Annotated in this window: 18 protein-coding genes; 9 read left to right on the forward strand and 9 right to left on the reverse strand. The window is 43.4% G+C overall.

The genetic code is table 11. From position 1 onward, the window contains the following. Nucleotides 1–203: 203 nt before the first annotated feature. The 8 genes from JMY08_RS10845 to JMY08_RS10880 form a co-directional block, all read right to left on the reverse strand. Nucleotides 204–1,376 (reverse strand): NAD(P)/FAD-dependent oxidoreductase, encoded by a 1,173-nt coding sequence (locus JMY08_RS10845; RefSeq protein WP_201593309.1) that lies wholly within the window; start codon nt 1,374–1,376, stop codon nt 204–206. A 313-nt stretch (nt 1,377–1,689) separates the two neighbouring features. Beyond that, nucleotides 1,690–3,660, reverse strand: a complete 1,971-nt coding sequence (acs, locus tag JMY08_RS10850) for an acetate--CoA ligase (RefSeq protein ID WP_201593311.1) — start codon at nt 3,658–3,660, stop codon at nt 1,690–1,692. A 391-nt stretch (nt 3,661–4,051) separates the two neighbouring features. Beyond that, nucleotides 4,052–5,281, reverse strand: a complete 1,230-nt coding sequence (locus JMY08_RS10855) for an ABC transporter substrate-binding protein (protein WP_189583181.1) — start codon at nt 5,279–5,281, stop codon at nt 4,052–4,054. 146 nt (nt 5,282–5,427) lie between these two features. Further along, nucleotides 5,428–7,389: an AMP-dependent synthetase/ligase gene (locus JMY08_RS10860; protein WP_201593313.1), complete on the reverse strand. Its 1,962-nt coding sequence runs from the start codon at nt 7,387–7,389 to the stop codon at nt 5,428–5,430. A 5-nt stretch (nt 7,390–7,394) separates the two neighbouring features. Next, nucleotides 7,395–8,189, reverse strand: a complete 795-nt coding sequence (locus JMY08_RS10865) for an ABC transporter ATP-binding protein (RefSeq protein ID WP_037032897.1) — start codon at nt 8,187–8,189, stop codon at nt 7,395–7,397. A gap of 47 nt (nt 8,190–8,236) precedes the next feature. Next, entirely contained in the window at nt 8,237–9,004 is a 768-nt protein-coding gene (locus JMY08_RS10870) for an ABC transporter ATP-binding protein (protein WP_010196014.1), read from the reverse strand. Next, complete coding sequence (locus JMY08_RS10875) at nt 9,001–10,098, reverse strand: branched-chain amino acid ABC transporter permease (RefSeq protein WP_201593315.1); 1,098 nt, start codon at nt 10,096–10,098, stop codon at nt 9,001–9,003. Before JMY08_RS10875 ends, JMY08_RS10870 begins: the two co-directional genes overlap by 4 nt. 49 nt (nt 10,099–10,147) lie before the next feature. Beyond that, nucleotides 10,148–11,026, reverse strand: a complete 879-nt coding sequence (locus JMY08_RS10880) for a branched-chain amino acid ABC transporter permease (protein WP_189583195.1) — start codon at nt 11,024–11,026, stop codon at nt 10,148–10,150. 362 nt (nt 11,027–11,388) lie between these two features. On the opposite strand from JMY08_RS10880, the gene JMY08_RS10885 reads away from it, so the two are divergent. Beyond that, nucleotides 11,389–12,702 (forward strand): NAD(P)/FAD-dependent oxidoreductase, encoded by a 1,314-nt coding sequence (locus JMY08_RS10885; protein WP_201593317.1) that lies wholly within the window; start codon nt 11,389–11,391, stop codon nt 12,700–12,702. Between the two features lie 168 nt (nt 12,703–12,870). Next, complete coding sequence (locus tag JMY08_RS10890) at nt 12,871–13,872, forward strand: pirin family protein (protein ID WP_201593319.1); 1,002 nt, start codon at nt 12,871–12,873, stop codon at nt 13,870–13,872. A 270-nt stretch (nt 13,873–14,142) separates the two neighbouring features. Here the strand turns inward: JMY08_RS10890 and JMY08_RS10895 are convergent, their stop codons facing one another. Next, on the reverse strand, nt 14,143–15,246 hold the full coding sequence (locus JMY08_RS10895) for an alkene reductase (protein ID WP_010196024.1): 1,104 nt from the start codon (nt 15,244–15,246) through the stop codon (nt 14,143–14,145). Between the two features lie 551 nt (nt 15,247–15,797). Here JMY08_RS10895 and JMY08_RS10900 point away from each other — a divergent pair. The 7 genes from JMY08_RS10900 to JMY08_RS14050 form a co-directional block, all read left to right on the forward strand. Beyond that, on the forward strand, nt 15,798–16,922 hold the full coding sequence (locus JMY08_RS10900; RefSeq protein WP_201593321.1) for a PAAR domain-containing protein: 1,125 nt from the start codon (nt 15,798–15,800) through the stop codon (nt 16,920–16,922). Beyond that, nucleotides 16,900–17,814, forward strand: a complete 915-nt coding sequence (locus JMY08_RS10905; protein WP_201593322.1) for a hypothetical protein — start codon at nt 16,900–16,902, stop codon at nt 17,812–17,814. Before JMY08_RS10900 ends, JMY08_RS10905 begins: the two co-directional genes overlap by 23 nt. 684 nt (nt 17,815–18,498) lie before the next feature. After that, entirely contained in the window at nt 18,499–18,864 is a 366-nt protein-coding gene (locus JMY08_RS10910) for a hypothetical protein (protein WP_201593323.1), read from the forward strand. 590 nt (nt 18,865–19,454) lie between these two features. Continuing rightward, nucleotides 19,455–20,474 carry a lipoate--protein ligase gene (locus JMY08_RS10915; protein WP_201593324.1) on the forward strand — a complete coding sequence of 340 codons (1,020 nt, stop codon included), beginning with the start codon at nt 19,455–19,457 and terminating at the stop codon, nt 20,472–20,474. A 220-nt stretch (nt 20,475–20,694) separates the two neighbouring features. Continuing rightward, nucleotides 20,695–21,177, forward strand: coding sequence for a PAAR domain-containing protein (locus JMY08_RS10920; RefSeq protein ID WP_201593325.1), 483 nt, complete (start codon nt 20,695–20,697; stop codon nt 21,175–21,177). 14 nt (nt 21,178–21,191) lie between these two features. Further along, nucleotides 21,192–21,743, forward strand: coding sequence for a M35 family metallo-endopeptidase (locus JMY08_RS10925; protein WP_201593326.1), 552 nt, complete (start codon nt 21,192–21,194; stop codon nt 21,741–21,743). An 8-nt stretch (nt 21,744–21,751) separates the two neighbouring features. Then, nucleotides 21,752–22,030 (forward strand): hypothetical protein (locus JMY08_RS14050; protein ID WP_227679661.1); only part of this gene is annotated, 279 nt, incomplete at its 3' end.

The following is a 22,030-nucleotide window of genomic DNA, read 5'->3' on the forward strand; positions in this document are numbered from 1 at the left end:
TGTCTGTAAATTCTTGATATAGCCAAAAAGGCTATGAATAACGTCGTTACGTTGGCTTTTCAACTTTTACTTTTTAACTTCAAAAGGTGCTGAGAATTGTAAAATGGAGAAGCAAGCAAGACGATTGAAAGCACGGCAAATAGTAGGCTAAATGAGCCTGACACTGTATTTAATTGATATAGAATTGATGATATCCTGCTTATTTATGGTGTGAATTGTTTGATTGCCTGAACCGTTTCTACTGCCACTTGATAGCAACTTTCTATATTGCCCTGTCCGCACCAGTCACCACTGACAATCCATTGATGTTGTGGATCGACCAAGATACCCAGTGCCTCGTTATTATCGACAATCGTTGCTGCATAACGCCAGCGATGGCAGTCTACTTGGCTTGGAGCACTATCTTTTTCCCAATGCAGCGCGTGCTGCGCGGCTTGCAATAACTGCTCTGTTATTGTGTCGATGTCGTCATCAACGTGTGTCTCTGACCAGTCGTTACGTGCATGGATCGTGACACTGGGCAGCAAATCATTATGAGCAGGCTTTTGATGCTCGATGAATATTCTGTCTAATGGTGAATCATTTACGTAAGCCACGTCCCATCTTGATGGTGTTTGACTGGTCAATGTTGCAGGTAATGATTGCACCTCACCCCAGCCTAACATTAAGGTATAACATGCCTGCATCTTTGGCTTGGCGATGTTGGCTGACTCCGTAAAGCCGCTCTCTGCCATCAGCTCTAGTGCTTGACTATTTGGCGTGGTACAAATTACCCAATCAAAGCAGCCTAGACTGTTGCCAGATTCATCGAAAAGCTCAGTCTTGTCATCAGTTTGGTTTTGGGGATATTGCGCAAGGGGTGCAACGCGAGTTTTGAATATGATGCTGGTATGTTGCAAATTATCGGCTAATGCGCGCCCCCAACTGGTCATTTTTGGCGTACTGATGTAGCGAGCTTGGGCAGTACCCCATTCATCTTTGTGCTGTATATCAGATGACTCAGTATTATCATTAGCGGGCGTTAACGCAACCACTTCGGCACACCACGGTTGTAACAAATCAGTCTCAAGCCAAGGTGCAATAAACTGCTGAAAGCTAGGCGTTTTTGCGGTAAAAAACTGCGCCCCAAATGCCCATTGCCAATTTTTACCAGTTTGACTATCGGTACGATAACGGGTGGCTAAGCGCCCTACACTGCGTGACTTTTCAAAAATGGTTATTTGCGGTATAGAGGATTGGTCTGTGCTTTTAATGGCTATGCTTTGAATAAAGGCACGCTCTAGTAATGTGGCGGTCAACAATCCTGTCAAACCACCACCGATGATGGCTATTTTTGGGAAAGATTCATCAGTTGAGAGTAAAGTGTGATCAGTCATAATGACAGTAGACCTTATAAATTATTGGATAAAAAGAGACTTATATTCAAAATATCCCAAAACTAGTCGAAATACCCCAAGAACGCTACGATACTGATGATGTATCGATATTACTTTGCACTGACTATATAACAATGGCAGGGATATTTTGAATAATATGTCTATCAATCATATTTAACCTTTGAAAGGCTTCAATATCAATATTATCTCCGTAAAAAAGCCATGCTACCCTCGATAACATGGCTTTTACTCAGCTGTGATAGACGAATGAGAACAACTGGCTCTCAACAACTCTTTTAACAATATAGCCCTATTAACCAGTCTTCTCTGCGCGACCAGCTTTGACCACATCGACCAACTGATTGATCACAGAGCTGTCTGCAAGCGTAGACAAATCACCCAAGCCAACATACTGTCCCGCCGCAAGGTTACGCAAAATACGGCGCATGATTTTCCCTGAGCGCGTCTTTGGTAGCGCATCAACCATATAGATGGCATCTAAAGTGGCAATTGGGCCAATTTCAGTGCGCACATGACGTTTTAGCTCAGCTTTGAGTGCGTCTGTTTTTTCTTCACCAGATTTCAGGATGATAAAAGCGCAGATACCTGTACCGCGAATCTCATGCGGCATACCGACGATAGCGGCCTCAGCAGTAGCAGGATGAGCGACCACCGCGCTCTCAATCTCCGCAGTGCCCAAACGATGTCCAGCAACGTTGAGTACATCATCGACGCGGCCTGTGATCCAATAATGACCATCTTCATCACGCTGGGCACCATCACCGGTGAAGTAAAAACCTGGGTAATCACTAAAGTAGGTCTTCAAAAAGCGTGCGTGGTCATTATAAATGGTACGCATTTGCCCCGGCCAGCTACTATTAATCGCCAGATTTCCTTCTGCAGCGCCTTCTAGTACCGCACCATCACCATCGATAATCTCTGGTTTGATACCGTATAGTGGCGTCATCGCTGCGCCTGGCTTGAGATCAACGGTGCCTGGAATAGGTGCCATCAAAATACCGCCAGTTTCGGTTTGCCACCACGTATCGACGATTGGACATTTACCATCACCAACGACATTGTAGTACCAGTCCCATGCTTCTGGATTGATAGGCTCTCCAACCGAACCAAGTAAGCGTAGGCTTGAACGATCTGATTCTCGTACAAAAGCATCACCCTCTTTCATCATCGCGCGAATCGCTGTCGGTGCGGTGTATAAAATCGTAATGTCGTGCTTGTCGACGATATGACCGATGCGCGCCCACGTTGGATACTCTGGCACACCCTCGAACATGACTGTCGTTGTGCCATTGGCAAGCGGTGCATAAGTTGAGTATGTGTGACCAGTAATCCAGCCCACATCTGCCGTACACCAATACACATCGTCTTCTTTGATATCAAAAACATCACGAAAGGTAGAGAGTGCATAGGTGATATAGCCGCCGGTGGTATGCAGTACGCCTTTGGGCTTTCCTGTAGAGCCGGAGGTGTATAATAAAAACAGCGGATCTTCGGCATTCATGACTTCAGGCTCGCAGTGCTCTGATTCACCGTCTATCAGGTTGTGATACCAGACATCACGGTGACCGCTCATCGGTATGGCACTACCCGTGCGATGGACGACGATGACTTTTTCCACACTGTCCGTGCCATCTATATCTAACGCGTGATCGACATTGGCTTTGAGCGGTGTATGCTTGCCACCACGTAGGCCTTCATCAGCAGTAATGACGACTTTTGAGCGGCTATCGATTAGGCGATTGCCCAAGCTCTCCGCAGAGAACCCACCAAAGACCACTGAATGCACCGCGCCAATACGCGCACATGCGAGCATCGCTATCATGGCTTCTGGTATCATCGGCATATATAGCGTGACGCGATCGCCTTTTTCGACCCCAAGCTTACGCAGTGCATTGCCTAGACGACAGACTGATTCATATAGCTCTTTAAAGGAGATGATTTTATGTAGTGAGGGATGATCGCCCTCCCATATGATGGCGGGCTTGTAAGGGCTTTTTTTCATATGTCGATCAAGGCAGTTGACGGAGATATTCAGTTCACCATCTTCGAACCATTTAATATGGAAATCATCTAGATCATAATTAACGTTGCTGATTTTGGTGGGTTTTTTGATCCAATCGATTAGCTCAGCACGCTTCGCCCAAAAAGCATCACTTGTCTCAGTTGATTCGATAGAGTGTTCGTAGTCTTTGAGGTACTGCTCAGGCGTGGTATTGGCAGCAGCCATGAACTCGGCGGCGATAGGAAATGATTTCTGGGTCATAGTGTTCATCCTTTTTAATTATTATGACCTATATAAATAATCGTCTATAACGACCATCTATACGGGCAATAAGAGTCATCTTCCATAATGTGTGACACTTAATGATAGTTTGACAAATAAGCGCAACGGTTGCAAGGCATCAACAGTCAATCATAACAATTTCGCTGTACATCTGTATACTTAGACACAGATAGTCTAGTCTTTATAAAGCGACTAATTTGTCATCCTAGTTAATTTTTATTATCGGTAGCTCATCGCTTATTTTGTATTAAGTACGGATTTTAAACTTATAAAACAGTTAAAATATAAAACACAACGTTTATAAACGATACAAGCCATACTTATGTATGGCTTGTTGCTATCAAAATTTCACTAAATGAATAATGCGTACTTATTTGAGCTGTTTAACGGTTTTCCATGCGCCGCTTTGTACTTGCGATAAGTAAACATCGTTAAAGGCGACATGGCTTTCAGGAGTAATCGCAATAGTAGATCCTGTGATGCCATCTACAAAACTAACGGTTTCCATACCGGTATTAAAAGTATCGGCATTTAAATCTTTGCCTGCAGCTTTGAGTCCTTCAACAGTGATTCTGGCTGAAGTATAGCCAAGGATAGCACCTGCTGATACATCTTCCCCTGTGACTTTTTTATACTTTTCAATAAAGGCTTTGGTCTCAGGCTCATTCGCTCTCAAAGCCAAATCGTTATAGTAAGAAACCGCATATAGACCTTCACTTGCGCCACCTGGTGCCTCGGCAACTGCGGGATGGAAACCCGTTGCAGGAGCGATGAATTTCACGTCAGTCCAGCCCATAGCGTTCGCTGTCCCTACCGCAGTAATAGCGCCGCGTATCGTAAGAGATAGGCCAATTAACTCGCAATTGGCTTCTTTTAATTTAGCAATTGCACCAGCAAAGTCTGTTTCATCAGGACGATGTGAGCTGGCCTGAACTAACGTGACATTAGGATTGTTATCGCTGATATCCTTAGCCGCCTCATTGGTCTCTTCACCATAATCTGAGGGGATATACATGACACATAAATTTTTAATATCATTTTCGGCAATCAAATATTCCATACCCATTTTCATGGAGTCGTAATAGGTACTACCCATCGTATAACGGCGATTGAAAGCCCCTTCTTCTTGCATAGGTTTTGCAAAAGTGATCGGCATAATATTAGGGACATTGGCGCGATCCATAATAGGGAAACTCGCTAAGTTATGCGGCGTACCAAGCGACATCAGCATACCAAATACTTTATCGCGACTAACGAGCTTATTAGCAGCCTGTACCGCCTTTGGTACTTGATAAGAATGGTCCTCGACGACGTAACGAATCATGCGACCGTTAACGCCGCCTGCCGCATTTACCTCATCGAAATACATATTGGCACCCGCGACCGCAGGATTACCGAATCCTGCAAACGGACCTGATAGATCATTCGCACCGCCCAATAGAATCTCGGTATCCGTAACACCTTGCACTGGCATATCACTCGTTGAAGCGGTTTCAGTATCTGTACCAGCTGCTGCGGGCGTTTCTGAATTGCTACACCCTACTAAACCTATCGTACCGACAGATAGTGCCAGTAGCGTCGTCTTGAATGTCCATTTCATTGCCTTTCTCCTTGCGACTTCAGTCGCTGTTAGTTTGATGCTTTTGAGATTAATACTTTTGAGGCTGATACTTTTAAGATTGATACTATCAAGGTTGAGATAACGTCAAAAAATCTGAACGGTGCTAATTGATGACAAGCCCCAGATCAGTACATAGAGTCGATAAGAGCATGATGCTTTTTCTCAACCAAACTTCTTTTCAATTTCATGGTCGCGGTCAATTCATCGTCTTCAGGGCTGAGCAGCACATCAATGAGCCTGAAGTGCTTGATGGTTTCTACCTGTGCTAACGTCTGATTGGTAGATTGGATAACCTCATCTATCAAGGCAATGACTTCTGGTGCATGACACAGCGAGCGAAAATCTGAGAACATCACCTGATTGTCTTGCGCAAACTTTTCGACATTTTCCTGATCTATCATAATCAGGCAGGTCAGATACTTGCGTCTATCGCCGATGATGACGGCGTCTGAGATATAAGGCGAGAACTTAAGCTTGCTCTCAATCGCAGCTGGTGTGACGTTTTTGCCACCTGCGGTGATAATGATGTCCTTGATGCGGCCCGTAATGAATATATAGCCCTCTTTTATCTCGCCGACATCACCAGTATGTAGCCATCCATCCCGTAAGTCCTCAGCGGTTTTTTCGGGCTTGTTCCAGTAACCTGCAAATACGTTCGCCCCTTTTACGAGTATCTCCCCGTTGTCGGCAATACGGACTTCAGAATCGGGTAATGCCTTACCTACGCTACCGGCCATCTGTGCTTCAGGCGTATTGACCGATATCACACCTGCACTTTCAGTCATGCCATAGCCTTCATAGATAGGCACGCCTATCGCATGAAACCAGCGGATAATATCTAGCGATATGGGCGCGGCCCCAGTGGTGGCACGGCGAATATTACTCATGCCTATCAGGTCACGAATTTTATATAGCACCAGCTTGTTCCAAAACTCGTAACGCAGTCGTTGACCTGTTGTGGGCGTATTGCCTGCCATCACGATATCAGCGTGGTCATGACCTGCTTTTATAGCCTGATCAAATGCCCAGCCATTAAGCGCACTCGCGTCACTACGCATATTACTGATGGAGGCGTACATTTTTTCCCATAGTCTAGGCACAGCGGTAAAGGTATCAGGCGATACTTCTTTCATATTCTCAAATACCGTCTCTGTGCTCTCTGCAAAGTTGACGATACAGCCCCGATGAATAGGCAGATCCACTGATGTTAGACGCTCAAGCACATGGCATAAGGGCAAAAAACACAGCTGCTCATCAGTGGGCAAAATCGGGAGGATATCAATGCTTGTTTTTAGCTCAAAGAGGACATTGGCGTGCGTTAAAATCGCGCCTTTTGGATTGCCTGTCGTGCCAGACGTGTAGATTAAGGTGCGTATATCGTTCGCGGTACCTTGATCGATATAATCGCCAAAACGCTCTCTTGCGTTTTCAATACTTCGACCGATCGTATATAGATCATCGAGGAAAACAACCTGATCATCCTCTAGGCTACGCAAACCTTTACGCTCAAAGACAATAACCTTTTTAACGTTAGGCGTCTGTTCACGAATCTCTAAAAACTTATGCAACTGCTCATCGTTCTCTACGATCAAAAACTTAGAATGGCTATCATTTAGTATATAGGCAAGCTGCTCGGGACTGTCTGTCGTATAGACACCATTGGGTATCCCGCCGACAGCGCAGATGCCCATATCACAATAGAGCCATTCTTTATTGTCTTCGCTCAAGATAGAGACGGTATCGCCTTTGCTCAGACCAAGCTCGATGAGTGCCATGCCGATATCGCAGCCATGATGATAATAGTCAAGCCAACTATAACTCTGCCAAATACCAAAGCTTTTTTCGCGATGCGCAATCCTATCGCCTCGGCTCAAGCAAACCTGTCGCCAGAGTTTGCTCAGCGTATCGCACCCTTCTAGGATTTGAAGTGGATGATCGAAAGGCGCATTGCGTATCTGCTGATCAGCCTCATCATAATGATTGTTGGAGGAATCATAAGACGATACTGGCGCGGCAGATGTGTTCGTCTTATCCGCAGGAGAAAGTGAAGTATTGTTTTCAGTAGGAACATCAATAGAGGTCGTCATGATTATTATCGCCAAGTCTTTTTGCGTTTCCACCGAGTGGCTTCCGCAGTGTTGTCTTTGGTTTGTCCCAAATAGAACTCTTTAATATCATCAGAGTGCATCAGTTTGTCCGCTGAGCCTGCCATGACAATACGCCCTGTCTCTAACACATACCCATAATCCGCTGCTGCCAAGGCAACTCTGGCGTTTTGTTCAACCAATAAAATCGTGACGCCTTGTTCTTTATTAAGCCTGCGAATAATCGCAAATATCTCTTGTACCAATAAGGGAGACAGTCCAAGAGACGGCTCATCGAGTAGCATAAGGGAGGGTCTTGACATCAGTCCGCGACCGATAGCTAACATCTGCTGCTGACCACCGGACATCGTGCCCGCTGCTTGTGTACGGCGATCTTTTAGGATGGGAAAATATTCATATATCATCTCAACATCGCGCTGTATCTCAGACTTGTCACGCCGAGTATAAGCGCCCATTGCCAAGTTTTCGGCGACATTCAAAAAGGGAAACACCTCGCGCCCTTCAGGTACATGCGACAGTCCTTTTTTGACCAAGCGATCAGGTTCAGTGCCATCGATACGCTCACCATGGAACCACACTGCGCCCTTGCGGGGATTGATGACACCAGAGATAGTCTTCATTAGCGTCGTCTTGCCCGCACCATTCGCGCCCAAAATAGTGACGACTTTACCTTCGGGCACCTCTAGACTCACTCCCCTCAATGCCATTACCGGACCATAAGCGGATTCTAAATTCCGCACTTCAAGCACGTTGTTCTTTACTTCAGAGTCGACCAAATTCATTTCAGTAGCCGGCGCGGCAGAGGATAGTGATTTTTTAATAGCTGACATTACACACTCTCCTGTCCAAGATAGGCTTCAATAACCTGTGGATTGGCTTGCACCTCAGCTGCTGTGCCCTGAGCCAAAAACTTACCTTCAGCAACGGCCAATACTCGATCTGACACCCGATTCACAAGACTCATGTCATGCTCTACCATCAAGATAGTCAAACCAAGATCCTTTTGCATGTCCTCTATCCACCATGCCATCTCGGACGTCTCCTCCACGCTTAGACCAGAGGCAGGCTCATCGAGCAAAATAAGCTTGGGATTAGCGGCTAATGCGCGCGCAATCTCAACCACCTTTCTAATGCCGTAAGGCAAACCTGCAATGAGCTTATCTCGATAAGGGGCTAACTCTAAAAAATCTATAATCTTTTCAACTTGTAGACGATGCTCGCGCTCGCTACGGCGCACCTTTGGCAAAAACAACAAATCCTGTATCCACGACGTATTGCGCTGCGAATGGCGACCGATAAGCAGATTCTGTAACACGCTTGAGTGATCAAATAACTCAATGTTTTGAAACGTACGGGCAATGCCCAGTTTTGCGATATCGTGAGCGGGTAGCTTGGTAATATCAGTCCCATCAAAAGTAATACGACCACTGAGCGGTTCGTACAAGCGACTGATTAAATTAAAAATCGTGGATTTACCAGCGCCATTAGGCCCTACGATAGTGAATACCTCGCCCTCGTTTACTTCAAAGCTAATGTTATCAACGGCTTTGACACCACCAAACGCAATAGATAAGGAGTCAACTTTTAATAAGCTCATCGCATACGCTCCGTTTTCAGATAAGTTTTGGAACGGCGAAATAGACCTTTTCGATATAACGGAAACATCTGAAACCAAGTCCGTATCTTTATCCAAATACCGTATATACCGCGTGGCTCATAGATGATCATAATGACAATGACTAAGGCAAATAGCGCCGTATCAATCCCAGGAACACTGGTGATACTAGAGCCCGTACTTTGACCAATGACATCGCCTAAAATAGCAATGACTTGTGGCAATAGGACAACGACAATAGCACCAAAAAACGCACCATGTATGGAGCCTAAACCGCCGATGACAATCTGCAGGAGGATGGTTATGGAGATAATAACGGTGAAGCTCTCATAATTGACCGCTTGCACAAAGTGCCCGTACATAGCGCCGCCAATAGCAGTAATCGCACAAGATATGCTAAAAGCGAGCGTTTTGGCTTGCGGTACATTGACACCAAGAGCACGGGCAGAGACTTCGCTGTCTCTGATGGCTAAGAACGAGCGTCCAGTGCCGCTCCTAAGCAAATTGATATACCCTAAGGTAACCAGCACCACGAGCGCGAGGCACAAGTAATAAAAGGCCTTTGGTGTGATATAGCGATCGATGGTGTAGCCAAAGAGATTAATAGGAGAGGCAAAGGTACCAGAGATGCCGCCAGTAATAGGCTCAGCGACGATAGCGATGTCTTCGACAATAATACTAAGTGCCAAGGTTGCGATGGCTAAATAGATGCCGCTGGTTCTTAAAATCGGTCTGGCAATGATAGCGCCGATGACCCCCGTAATGAGCGCGCAAGCAATCAAGGCAGGGAAAAAATTCCACCCTCGAGCCATCAGTGCCATATGGCTAAACGCACCGATAGCCATAAAGGCGGCGTGACCTAAGCTGACTTGTCCGGTGTGACCCGTCAAGAGCATCAGACCCAGTCCAGAGATAGACCAGATCAATATGGCACTGAGCTCACTAACGTAATAGTTACTCAGCAGCCAAGGTGCCATTAAAAGGAGTAAGAGGAGTACGCCATACTTTATGAGTTGGCGCTTGTCATCGAAGATATTGATATCTTGATCGTAACTGTGTTTAAACTGGGCTTTCATGGGCAGTACTCATCCTTGAAATATTTTAGTCATCCTTGACTCAAAACTTCTATACTTTTTTCTGTTTGACCTGAGAAAAAATACCACCTGGACGTACGATTAGCACGATCAGCATAACCACATAAGGCGCAATTTGACTTAAGCCTAGCGGGAGATAGCGACCAGCAAAGGGCTCTATCACCCCTACCAGCAACCCGCCTGCCAGCGCACCAGGCAATGAGCCTAATCCACCGATTACGGCAGCGGCAAAGGCCTTGATACCGAATAGTAGTCCGACAGAAGGCTCAATCGCGCCTTTGGCGGCAAATAGTATGCCGGCAAGCGCAGCAACCACTCCTGATAATGCCCAAACGATACCATTGACGCGCTTCACAGGAATACCCATATAGTAGGCGGCCATTTGGTTCTGACTACTGGCTTGCATCGCAATACCGAGCCGCGTGTGGGCAAAAAAGAAGTATAAAATGGAGGTTAGTGCGATAGTAGATATGATGATAATGATGTCGACATAAGCAATGCTAAGCGAGCCTAATGCCATCATCTTGCCTGAGAATGGTGTCTGTAGTGAAACTGGGCTATGTCCCCAGATAACTCCAGCGACAAAACGCATCAAGAAACCAAGCGAGATGGTAAGAATGACCATAGCAAATTGCGGTTGACCAAAGATACCACGTAGGACAAAGCGATCGAGTAAGTAGCCAAATGCGCCCATGATAATAGCCGCAAAGGTGATACCTAATAAGAAGGGAAAGTTTGCCTGATCGGCATTAATGAAAGATATGCCTAAAAAGGCACCGAGCATAAGCATGTCGCCTTGGGCAAAGTTCACTGCCTCTGAGGCTTTGTAAATGAGCACAAAACCCAGCGCTAACAGCCCATATATACAGCCATTAGCAATCCCGCTAATGAGCAGTTGTAGGATATCCATAAAGTCCCTTTTGTCTTAGCATTGTCATCCGTGACAATGTTTGAATAAGCCGTTCAATCGGCTGGCTTTTTAACTCAACTACTTTTGAAGAAGTTCATTTCCTTCAAATAAAAACGACTAAAATTCTAATAGGTAACAAAAGTGGCAGCAATAGGTGCGAATAACATTCATATTTTTACATTATACCAATCATCAATTGTTGTCTATAGAAAAAGTAAAGTTATTCAATGATTTATAGCAAGTGGGCCAAAGCTATTTATATTACTCACCTAAAAACACTGACATTGTGCCATGGTATAATTGAGATACTTTATATCGTTTATTCAAACCTATTATCTTAACCTACCCTATAAGTCATTATCATGAGCCAAATGCAAAACCAAGCGGCACCCGTTAAGTCAAACAGCCAATACGATGTCATCATCATCGGTGCAGGCGCTTCAGGGTTATACTGTGCGCTCACTGCGGGTCGCCGTGGTCGCCGCGTGCTGGTATTAGACCATGCCAATAAAGCTGGCAAAAAAATCCTCATGTCGGGTGGTGGCCGCTGTAACTTTACCAATTATTTTGTAGAGCCTGAGCACTTCATTGGTGCCAATCAACATTTCTGTAAGTCAGCCTTGAGTCGTTATCCGAGTTGGGAATTTATTGGTATGGTGGAGGCGCACAAAATTGCTTACCACGAACGTGAGCATGGTCAGCTGTTCTGTGATGATTCTGCACAAGATATTTTGACCATGCTGCTGGATGAATGTAGCGCGGTAGGTGTGCAAGTGAAGCTGAATGCGCAAGTTGAAAGCGTTCAAGCCATCGAAAATGATAAAAATGCCCGATTTGAATTACTGACAACCAAGCAACTCAGCAAAAAAGAAAAGCAAGAGAGAAAAGAATCAGGCAATCAAACCAAGCTGCCGCAAACAAGCTACCGCTGTGAATCTTTAGTGGTGGCGACTGGCGGGCTGTCTATCCCAACGATGGGCGCTAGTGGCTTGGGTTATGAATTGGCGCAGCAGTTCGAGCATACGCTTGTCGCAACCGATGCCAGTCTCGTGCCTTTTACTTTCACTGATAAAACTGGCGAGCTCATCCGTGCTTTGGCAGGTATTAGTCTGCCAGTCATTGCCAGTAATGAGCGCATCTCCTTTAAATTGCCTGTGTTGTTTACCCATCGCGGACTCTCAGGTCCTGCTATGCTACAGCTTTCAAACTATTGGCAAATTGGCGAAACCATTAGCATTAATTTACTACCAAATATCGATATGACAATGCTACTTTTGGCGCATAAAAAATCGCATCCCAGACAGCTCATTCGTACTGTCTTGGCTGATTATACCGATAGCGCATTACCCAAGAAGCTATTGGCAGCGCTACAAACGCACTTGTGGGATGACATCAAAGACACAGAGCTGGCCAATATTAAGGACGAGCGTCTGACTGAACTTGGTATGACGCTCAATGGCTGGCAGCTTAAGCCGTCTGGCACTGAAGGATATCGTACCGCGGAAGTGACACGCGGCGGTGTCAAAACAAATGAAGTCTCGTCAAAAACCATGCAAAGCAACTTTCAGGACGGACTATACTTTATCGGAGAAGTATTGGATGTCACAGGTTGGCTCGGTGGCTACAACTTCCAGTGGGCGTGGGCCAGTGGCTTTGTCTGCGGCGAAGTGGTCTAATAGAAGTGGATTTTATTTAGGGTCTATTGATAAGTTTAGAAATAAACCCTAAATAGACCCCAGATAGACAGTTATCGTCTCGGGACATGTCAATCCGTTGTATACACGATTGACTGTGATGACCATCATTATAATAGTAAATATAAACACGGGCTTACGAGGTGAACAATGCGTGCAATTAAACATATTCATGGTGACAAAGCACCGCATTGGGTCGGTGACGGTTTTTATGTGAAAACCTTAGTCAATCATCTTGAGGATGATCCCAATTTTAATTATAGCCACACTGACCCATTTTTATTATTGGATTATGGCAAGCCCACGACCTTTGCCCCAAACCCCAATTATGAAGCGCAGCCTCACGGTGTCGGACAGCATCCACACAAAGGCTTCGAGACCGTGACCATCGCTTACTCTGGTGAAATCAGTCACAGGGACTCAGCTGGCGGTAACGGCATCATCTTCGAAGGTGATGTGCAATGGATGACTGCAGGGCGCGGTATCTTGCATGAAGAGTTCCACTCTGAGGCATTTGGACAGCGCGGTGGCGTCTTTAGTATGGTGCAAATGTGGTTAAACCTACCAAGCGCCCACAAGCTGACTGAGCCAAAATATCAGTCCATCAGACGGACTGATATGCCGATTATTGAATTGCTAGATGATAGTGAGGCCGCTCAAACAACCATTGGTAAAGTGGCTATCATCGCTGGTGAGTGGCAAGATATAACTGGAGCAGCCGATACCTTTACACCCATTAATTTATGGGATATCGAGCTGCATGCAGCAGGATCGATGACGCTACAGGTGCCAAACAGCCATAATGTTCTATTATTGGTACAAGAAGGCGAGCTACTCGTTAATGACACCCCTATCGCAGCGGGTCAACTGATTCAGTTTGTAGCACCTATCAAAAGCACTATAAACTCTCAAGCTATAGATTCACAAACAGAGCAGTCTGCCTCATTTATTACCGATGCCACTGACACTATTCAGCTGACTTATCCAGCAACATCTGATACTGAAAAAGCCGTCGCACCTGTTAAATTACTGCTATTAAGCGGCGAACCCATTGGCGAACCTATCGCCAGTTATGGGCCGTTTGTCATGAATACCCAGGCCGAACTAAAACAAACTTTTCGCGATTATCAAACAGGTAATTTTGGTAAATAGTGATAGCAAATCTAAAAAATACATTTAGCCATGTCCAGTTTTTCTAGCCTGCAATGCGTCATACTTGCATGTATTTTCCTTGTTACTCTGGCTTTTATGAATTACTTTGGCTTTTATGAATAGTATAAAAGCCATAAGAACTGAACACAGTAAACGTTCAAATTATTGACAATAAAAAAGCCACCTCACTATTGATAGTAAGGTGGCTTTTTAATGGATATACCTTTTAGGGATATTATCGGCTTAGCATTTACACGAGCTGACAGTCCATTATGCTTGGTTTAGAAATGGATAATCGGTGTAGCCTTCAGTACCGCCGCCGTAGAAGCTTTCTGGATGCTGCTCGTTTAGCGCAGCGCCTTCGCGGATACGTTCGGCCAGATCAGGATTGGCGATATAGTCACGACCAAAGGCGACCGCATCGATATAACCTGCTTTGATGTTTCTCTCTGCTTTTTCAGCAGTATAACCACCAGCCGCGATAATCGTCTGACTAAAAGCTTGGCGAATGTGCTTACGGAATTCATCATTATAAGGCGTGCCACCTGCCCAATCAGGCTCTGACAAATGTAAATACATCAAACCACGGTCATTAATCTGCTCAATCATCCAGATGTTTTCATCTTCATTATAGCCAGCTTCGACATTATTAAAAGTACCAAGTGGCGAAATACGAATGCCCACATGGTCGGCATCCCAAGCATCGACACAGGCATCGATAACGTCTAGCGTCAAACGTGCACGGTTTTCGCGGCTACCACCGTACTCATCATCACGCTGGTTGGTTTGCTCAACCCAGAATTGATGCAACAGATAGCCATGAGCACCATGAATCTCTACCCCATCAAACCCTGCTTCTTGAGCATTTTTGGTTGCTTGTGCAAAATCAGCAATGACTTGTTTAATTTCATCAAGTGTGGCTGGACGTGGTGTCGTTGCTTCAACGCGGATGGCTTGATTGTTGCTATCGCGCAATGAGGTACGGATACCAACATGAACATCTGACGCAGAAATTGGCGCTTTGCCATCAGGCTGCACGCTTTCATGAGAAACCAGACCGGTATGCCATATCTGTGCGACGATTTTTCCGTCTTTGGCATGAACATTATCAACGATGGTTTTCCATGCTGTAATTTGATCTTGGGTATGAATACCCGGCGCGCCAGCATAACCTTTCGCTTGAAAAGAAACCTGAGTCGCCTCAGTGATGACAAGCCCAGCGCCACTACGCTGTGAATAGTATTCGCTTGCCAATGCTGTCGGAACATCACCTGGCTCGACAGAGCGCAAGCGCGTCAATGGTGCCATGATAATACGGTTTTTTAGGGTTTGAGTGCCCATATCGAGTGGTTCAAATAAGTTGTCGTGTGCCATGATATGCCTTATATCTAATTGGTTTGTTATTACAAATGAGGATCGTTGTTGTAGATGCCCGTTACTATAAATCAATCCGCTCAGCGCTATGAAAAGTTTATGAGTTATTGAGTTCATAAAATGTATCCATGCTTGCGATTGAATCATGCAATCGATACACAAAGTATCTTGTGAGCAGTTCGACTACATTATGGGGAATAAGACTTTATATTCAATGATAATTTATCAATCCTGTTGTTTGATAAAGCTAATCTTAACTATCAACGCCTTACTCCACAGACTTCCGAGCCCACCTTATTAAAAGTATCAGGGAATGTTTGAGTGACGAGACGGAAGGTTAGATTTTTGCTAGGTATTGAGAACAATTGAAATGGTTGAATCTTTAGTACGGTCAATCGCTTTTACGCTAAACAGTGCCTAAATTTGCATATAGACGACATGCTTTGACGAACTTAAGTTTGATTTTTAACGCTTTAGGCCTCTATAATGTCAGGCAAATAATAGATTCGCGATAAGCGTCTAAACGTTGAGCATTTAAGCAAGGTAGCACTATGGCAGCCTATATCACAGTCGGCGCAAAAACCTCTCATGGTGGGACGGTCATCTCCGGCTCACCGCACACCACTCATAACGGCATCCCTATCTCGCGTAAAGGCGATAAAGTCATCTGTAAAAAATGCAAAAAGGTCACGACTATTCTTACGGGTGACCCGTCGTTTATTGTCGATGGTGCACCCATTGCACGTGGCGGTGATGTGACCAGCTGCGGGGCGAAGCTGATTGCGGTTCAGCAGTCTTTTGCGGAGTCGGGTTTTGAGGTGTTTGGGGTTGAGCAGGCGGCGGCGCTGGTGTTTCCTAAGTTGGATCCCGAGGCTTTGTTTGCAAATTTAAAAGCTTCTGATGAGATGAGCGACGAAGAGCTATATGCAATGAACGATCAGATGATAGAGGATGCTATTGCAGACGGTGGTATGGTGGCAGCAAGAAGTCCGGAAGAGCTTGCAGCGTTTAGAAGGGCAAAGCAACAAATGGGGGGAAATCCTTCTTCTAGACCCTATAACCCAGGGAAAGCATGGGATAATGATAAGCTTGCGCGAACGGCAAACATTTATGGTGAGAATTCAAAAACTGGACAGGTTGGTGTTGAGGGCTTGAAGGAAAGAGGTAAGTTAGCCGATTACAACGCTGAACAAGCACGACGGGATAGTATCGAACAGCAGAGCATTGCATCACGTGCACGTAACATTCAGAAAAATTCAGCACAGAATAATGCAGCACAACAACGACCATTAGGTATTCAACAGGGTCAGCCTCCTCCTCTTTATGATGAAATTGGTTATGAAAATCCAATGGCAAAAGTTCGTGATGGATGGAAAAGTGAAGCTGTTGATGGTATTAAGAAGACTGGTAGCTCATTAGATGGTGCAGGAAGACAAGTTAACAAAGGTTATGATGCAGGACGAACTGTTTTAGATAATGTATTAAAAAAGAATAGTGATGCTCTAAAAGATCAGGCGGTTGATAAAGCTACAGAGACAGGAAAAAGCAAGCTTGTAGATAAGGCTAAGGATTTTGCACCTAAACCAGTTAGAAAAGCATGGGATGCTTATGATGATTATAATGCGGTAAAAGAGAAAGGGAGTGAAATTCAGGATGCAATACCAAAAGATAAGTAAAGTAATTGTTTTAAAAACACTACTCATACTGTCATTATCAAGCGCGACTATGGTTTATGCAGATACTGGCTATATTACGAACGATACTACACTAATAGAAACAAGCTCTATTAGTCTTATAAGTCAGTTAGAGCAACTCGAAGATCCAGAACATCTTCGGATACTATGTGATGATAAGAAGGCAGCTGAGTATTGTTTTACCTATGCAGCGTATCAAGATTTAGTATTAGAAAATTATCAACTAGCTTATGAGTATCACATGAAAGCCTTTAATTTAGGTCAAAAGGAATCTGGATATTATATAGGCGCTTATCAGATCAATTATCCAGAAATATTTGAAAATGATACTCAGTTAAACATAGATGAAATCATTGTTTATTTAGAGTATGCCTTTGACGTAGGCTCGCATGATGCTACTAAATTACTAATGACTATCTATCGAGATCCAGAGTTTAATCGTATCGACTATAATAAATCAGAGTCCTACAACAAAATTGCTATAGAGCAAAACATAAAAAAATCAAGAGTCAATTTGGCATATTTGTATATGCATCATATGAAAAATAAGTCTAAAATAATTAGAACTATTGAGTTATTGAACGAAGATCTAATGTTAGAGAAAAACTGGGAGTCAGCATTAGCACTTATGACTATTCATTTATATCCAGAAGAATATGGCGCTAATCTAGAACCTGATCTGGTTAGAACTCTAGCCTATGCTTATGTCAGCAGTGACTTACGTGATGGACGCTATGAAGATGAGTTCAACGGTGTAGACACTAGATTTGCCGAAGCTATGCAAACAGAACTTTCATCTGAAACGTTAAAGCAAGCAAAAGCAATGTATTTAGAGTTAATGATTAAGATAAATAGTAAACAAGTAAACAAGTAAACATACTGAAAAAGAGCATTATAGTAATTTTTTTCATTTATATTCTTTCAATAGTCTTCAACTTTTTAACAAGTCCACATATTAAAATTACCAATACGCTAAGCACGATTAAAGTAGCTATAATAAGTCTGGGCGTTTTTCCCGAAACCAAAGCCCTATATTACTTTATGAGTGTCCAAACTATAAGCGTCCATCTCTACTTAAGCTTTGTGCTTCAATTATAAAAGTCGGTGTGCCAAATCCTTACAACTTAATACTCATTGAACCCATAGCACAAACCTCTGCAACTGCCGTCATTCGGTAATCCCCGGCAGCGCTGGCGTCAATCCGTATGTGTTTATCACCGGACTTGCGGAGCGTAATATGGCGGCTATTTTGAAGAGAGATTTTGGGTAGGTTGTTGGATATCTATAAGAATTAGTTAGATAAAAAGCGCTCTTGAGGGGCGTTTTTTTAGTTTGAGGTGAACTTTTTTTATGAAGTCAAATAATCGCTATCTAATGGTAATTTAAATCTCTTTAGTCTACTTTACACTTGCCCTTTACTGATATTTTTTAAAAAACTTATAAAATACTTATCCTAGACATATTAGTATCTAGTGCTATAGTGAAAAGCAGATTAGCTGTAAGTATTATCGGGAATTAAATCAATAAACATTCTAATTTTAAAAGGTAGAAATAAGTTATGTTAACTGAATATCAAACTAAAGTTCTAAAATATATTGTAGATAATAATGAAGAATATATTGTGGACTCAGCAAGAAATAATGGCATTAATAAACCAGATGCTAGTGTTGGTGTAGCTAAGTTCTTATCAGCAGATTCTGGAAACTTTGCAAAGATGAGCACGAGTCAAAAACATCATTATGATAATGCAATTAAACCTTTAATCATCGATGTACCTTGTGACGGAATGATTAATGAAGATGGGTCGTGTATAGGTAATGGTAGTATTGATGAAGATAGTCTATTGGGAGCTTATATAGGGCAAGATATGCGTTGTCAGCATTGCGTCTCTACAAAAGATGCTTGGTTTGCTAATAATCCTTAAGATAAAATCTTAATATATGAACAATAGTTTGTTTTTTTTGAACTCTCAAAAAGAGTATTGATAAAACATAACTACATAGATTTCTTGCAAAAGTCCCATTCTATTGACTGTTATTAACAGAGCTTCAAAGACTAGCGACAACTTATGCAAAAGATCTATTATTTAAAACAGGTAATTACTTGGTGGGTTACGCTATCGCTAACCCGCCCTGCGCCAAACTCAAAATTATATCTAAGCTTTGTTCAAAATATCAATGGTCGACTTAGGGAGTGGTTTAGCCCTGATAGCAGCGGTATCCTAACGCCGACGATGGCGATGCGGACTATGGCTGGGGGCGGTCGCTCGAATGTTGGAACGCCACCAGACAAACCAGTCCGCACGTCATCGACAAGTGAGATACAAGCGGATAGCAGGATTAGCTCCACCAAACCTTCAAAATCTATAAGCCTTCGTCCGAACATTAATAAAAATACTCCGTCCTATCCTCACATTCCAATCCAAACTCCCCTTATCACACCCCCATTGAATTAAAGCCCCGCATCAGCAACAATAGCTTCTACTAACAATCTTCATAATAACAAGGACAAATAATGAAACTGCGTATCTTAAAGTCTGCCGTGACCAACCCTTGGTTTAACCTTGCGACCGAGGATTGGATATTTAATACGCTCAATCCCGACTCGCACACGCTATTCCTATGGCGCAATAGCGAGACCGTGGTCATTGGGCGCTCGCAAAACCCATGGGTAGAATGCAAAATCGATAAGATGGAAGCTGACGAGGTGTTTTTGGCGCGGCGTCAGAGTGGCGGCGGCGCGGTATTTCATGATTTGGGCAATACCAACTTTACCTTTTTGTCGCCCAAAGCCGACTACGACCAAGACGCGAACTTCACCATCATCATCAATGCGCTAAAAAAATTAGGCATAGACGCGGATTTATCAGGTCGTAATGACATGCAAGTCGGTGACAAGAAAATATCAGGTAGTGCCTTTAAGCATGCGGCCGATCGTAGCTTTCATCATGGTACGTTACTCGTAAATGCCAATATGCAAAAGCTCGGTGAGTATCTCAATCCGCATCCACTGAAACTCAAAGCCAAAGGTATCAAATCTGTCCGTGCACGCGTCGCTAATCTGAAAGAGTTCAATGAAGACATCAATCATGAGACGCTATCCGATGCGATTATCGAGGCGTTTTGTGAATACTATCGCGACAAAGATTATGGCGACACTACGCCAGTAGAAGAATTGGATGAAGCCAGTCTCGCCAAGCAGCCATCGCTTAATAAATACTATCAACAAATGGCAGATTGGGATTGGCGTTTTGGTAAAACCCCTGAATTCACCCATCACATTGAAACGCGCTTTGATTGGGGCATTATTGATTGTCACCTTGATGTGAAGCAAGCAGTGATAAGCGATGTCGTCATTTTCTCTGATGCGCTAAATGTTGAGTTGATTGAGCTATTAAAAGATACATTGACGGACATTAAATATGACAAACATGAGATTAAAGCTAAGTTTGATGAGTTAGGCAAAGCACATCCTGAGTTGGCAGCGCAGATTGATGACGTGTCTGTGTGGTTGGTTAGTGAGATGGAAGGTTAGATTTTTGCTCGTTACTAATGCTATATAAGAACTCTCACGTTCTTATTGCAGTCAATTACTCGAAATATTTTGTGCTTTACCCCGACTAAGCTTTCCATATAAACCACGTCTTTAGACAAACTTAAGTTTTATTTTTAACGCTTTAGGCTTCTATAATGTCAGGCAAATAATAGATTCGCGATAAGCATCTAAACGTTGGGCATTTAAGCAAGGTAGCACTATGGCAGCCTATATCACAGTCGGCGCAAAAACTTCACATGGTGGGACGGTCATCTCCGGCTCACCGCACACCACTCATAACGGCATCCCTATCTCGCGTAAAGGCGATAAAGTTGTTTGTAAAAAATGCAAAAAGGTCACGACTATTCTTACGGGTGACCCGTCGTTTATCGTCGATGGCGCACCCATTGCACGCGGCGGTGATGTGACCAGCTGCGGGGCTAAGCTGATTGCGGTTCAGCAGGCGTTTGCGGAGTCTGACTTTGATGTAGGCAGTATTGCGCAGGCAGCGCCTTTGATATTTGCGAAATCTGAGCCTGATAGTTTGTTTGCAAGTTTGACGGCTTCTGATAATTCAAATGTGGTTTATTCTAGCCCTTTTGACAATGGAACTGAAGTGAATTCACAATTAGCTATATTTAGTGAAACCAGTTCAGCAGCGGAATATACGGGAACTGAAAAAAAGCTATTCAAGAGGCAGTGATTGAGCAAAACAGAATGCTTAATAACACTAAAAATACCCTTACAAGGTGGAATTCAGATGACCAACAAGAATTCAAGCAGGCATTTGGCGATGTAAAGGATATTGAAAAATCGAGAGAAATGAAGTTATCTCAAGTAGATAAAATGCTTGATTTAAACAAAAATTTAACTTTAGATAATTTCAAGGACGTAAGAAGCTCTTCACAAGTACTAGGCGGAGGTTACCTTGCTAGCGATCCACGTGTCGGTGCTTATGTTACAACAAAAGATACTACTCATCGCATCAATACGGGTAAAGCATTTTTTGAAGACCCATATACAGGAAAACCTATAAACAAGTCGACTAATGCTAGACTGTTAACTCATGAATTTTCTCATTTTGATGATATTGCTGGAACAAAAGACTTGTTCAACAACATAAAAACTGGCGAATTCTACAACAACGGTAAGAGTGTATATGGAACTATAGCTTCAAAAAAACTGGCTCAAGATAGGCCAGACCTAGCATTAAAGCACGCGGACAGTTTCTCTTATTATGCGTCAGGAATGATAAAAAATACTTATTAGGAAGTAATATGCTTGAAAATTTAAAATGGGTATTTGTAATTATTAGCAGCATTATTATACTTAGTAGTTGCACCAATAATTTCAAGAGTTTACATCAAAGTGATACAAAGATGGTGTCTGAAATGAATATGGATAACTTTAAAATAATTGATAGTTATAGTCTATTTGAAGAAAATGGTGACTTGATTTTCTCAATTAACTTAAAAAATAATACTAATAGTACTATAAATTTTGATACTACTGTTCAACCATTTTCTATCTACTATAATGACGAACAACCCCTAGAA

Origin of the sequence: Psychrobacter sp. Pi2-51 (genome assembly GCF_904846665.1) — a bacterium.
Taxonomy (GTDB): Bacteria; Pseudomonadota; Gammaproteobacteria; order Pseudomonadales; family Moraxellaceae; genus Psychrobacter; species Psychrobacter glaciei.

Coding starts and splice junctions, on each gene's coding strand:
- JMY08_RS10845 (WP_201593309.1), bottom strand. CDS start 1,376: ATGACTGATCACACTTTACTCTCAACTGATGAATCTTTCCCAAAAATA.
- acs (WP_201593311.1), bottom strand. CDS start 3,660: ATGACCCAGAAATCATTTCCTATCGCCGCCGAGTTCATGGCTGCTGCC.
- JMY08_RS10855 (WP_189583181.1), bottom strand. CDS start 5,281: ATGAAATGGACATTCAAGACGACGCTACTGGCACTATCTGTCGGTACG.
- JMY08_RS10860 (WP_201593313.1), bottom strand. CDS start 7,389: ATGACGACCTCTATTGATGTTCCTACTGAAAACAATACTTCACTTTCT.
- JMY08_RS10865 (WP_037032897.1), bottom strand. CDS start 8,189: ATGAATTTGGTCGACTCTGAAGTAAAGAACAACGTGCTTGAAGTGCGG.
- JMY08_RS10870 (WP_010196014.1), bottom strand. CDS start 9,004: ATGAGCTTATTAAAAGTTGACTCCTTATCTATTGCGTTTGGTGGTGTC.
- JMY08_RS10875 (WP_201593315.1), bottom strand. CDS start 10,098: ATGAAAGCCCAGTTTAAACACAGTTACGATCAAGATATCAATATCTTC.
- JMY08_RS10880 (WP_189583195.1), bottom strand. CDS start 11,026: ATGGATATCCTACAACTGCTCATTAGCGGGATTGCTAATGGCTGTATA.
- JMY08_RS10885 (WP_201593317.1), top strand. CDS start 11,389: ATGAGCCAAATGCAAAACCAAGCGGCACCCGTTAAGTCAAACAGCCAA.
- JMY08_RS10890 (WP_201593319.1), top strand. CDS start 12,871: ATGCGTGCAATTAAACATATTCATGGTGACAAAGCACCGCATTGGGTC.
- JMY08_RS10895 (WP_010196024.1), bottom strand. CDS start 15,246: ATGGCACACGACAACTTATTTGAACCACTCGATATGGGCACTCAAACC.
- JMY08_RS10900 (WP_201593321.1), top strand. CDS start 15,798: ATGGCAGCCTATATCACAGTCGGCGCAAAAACCTCTCATGGTGGGACG.
- JMY08_RS10905 (WP_201593322.1), top strand. CDS start 16,900: ATGCAATACCAAAAGATAAGTAAAGTAATTGTTTTAAAAACACTACTC.
- JMY08_RS10910 (WP_201593323.1), top strand. CDS start 18,499: ATGTTAACTGAATATCAAACTAAAGTTCTAAAATATATTGTAGATAAT.
- JMY08_RS10915 (WP_201593324.1), top strand. CDS start 19,455: ATGAAACTGCGTATCTTAAAGTCTGCCGTGACCAACCCTTGGTTTAAC.
- JMY08_RS10920 (WP_201593325.1), top strand. CDS start 20,695: ATGGCAGCCTATATCACAGTCGGCGCAAAAACTTCACATGGTGGGACG.
- JMY08_RS10925 (WP_201593326.1), top strand. CDS start 21,192: ATGCTTAATAACACTAAAAATACCCTTACAAGGTGGAATTCAGATGAC.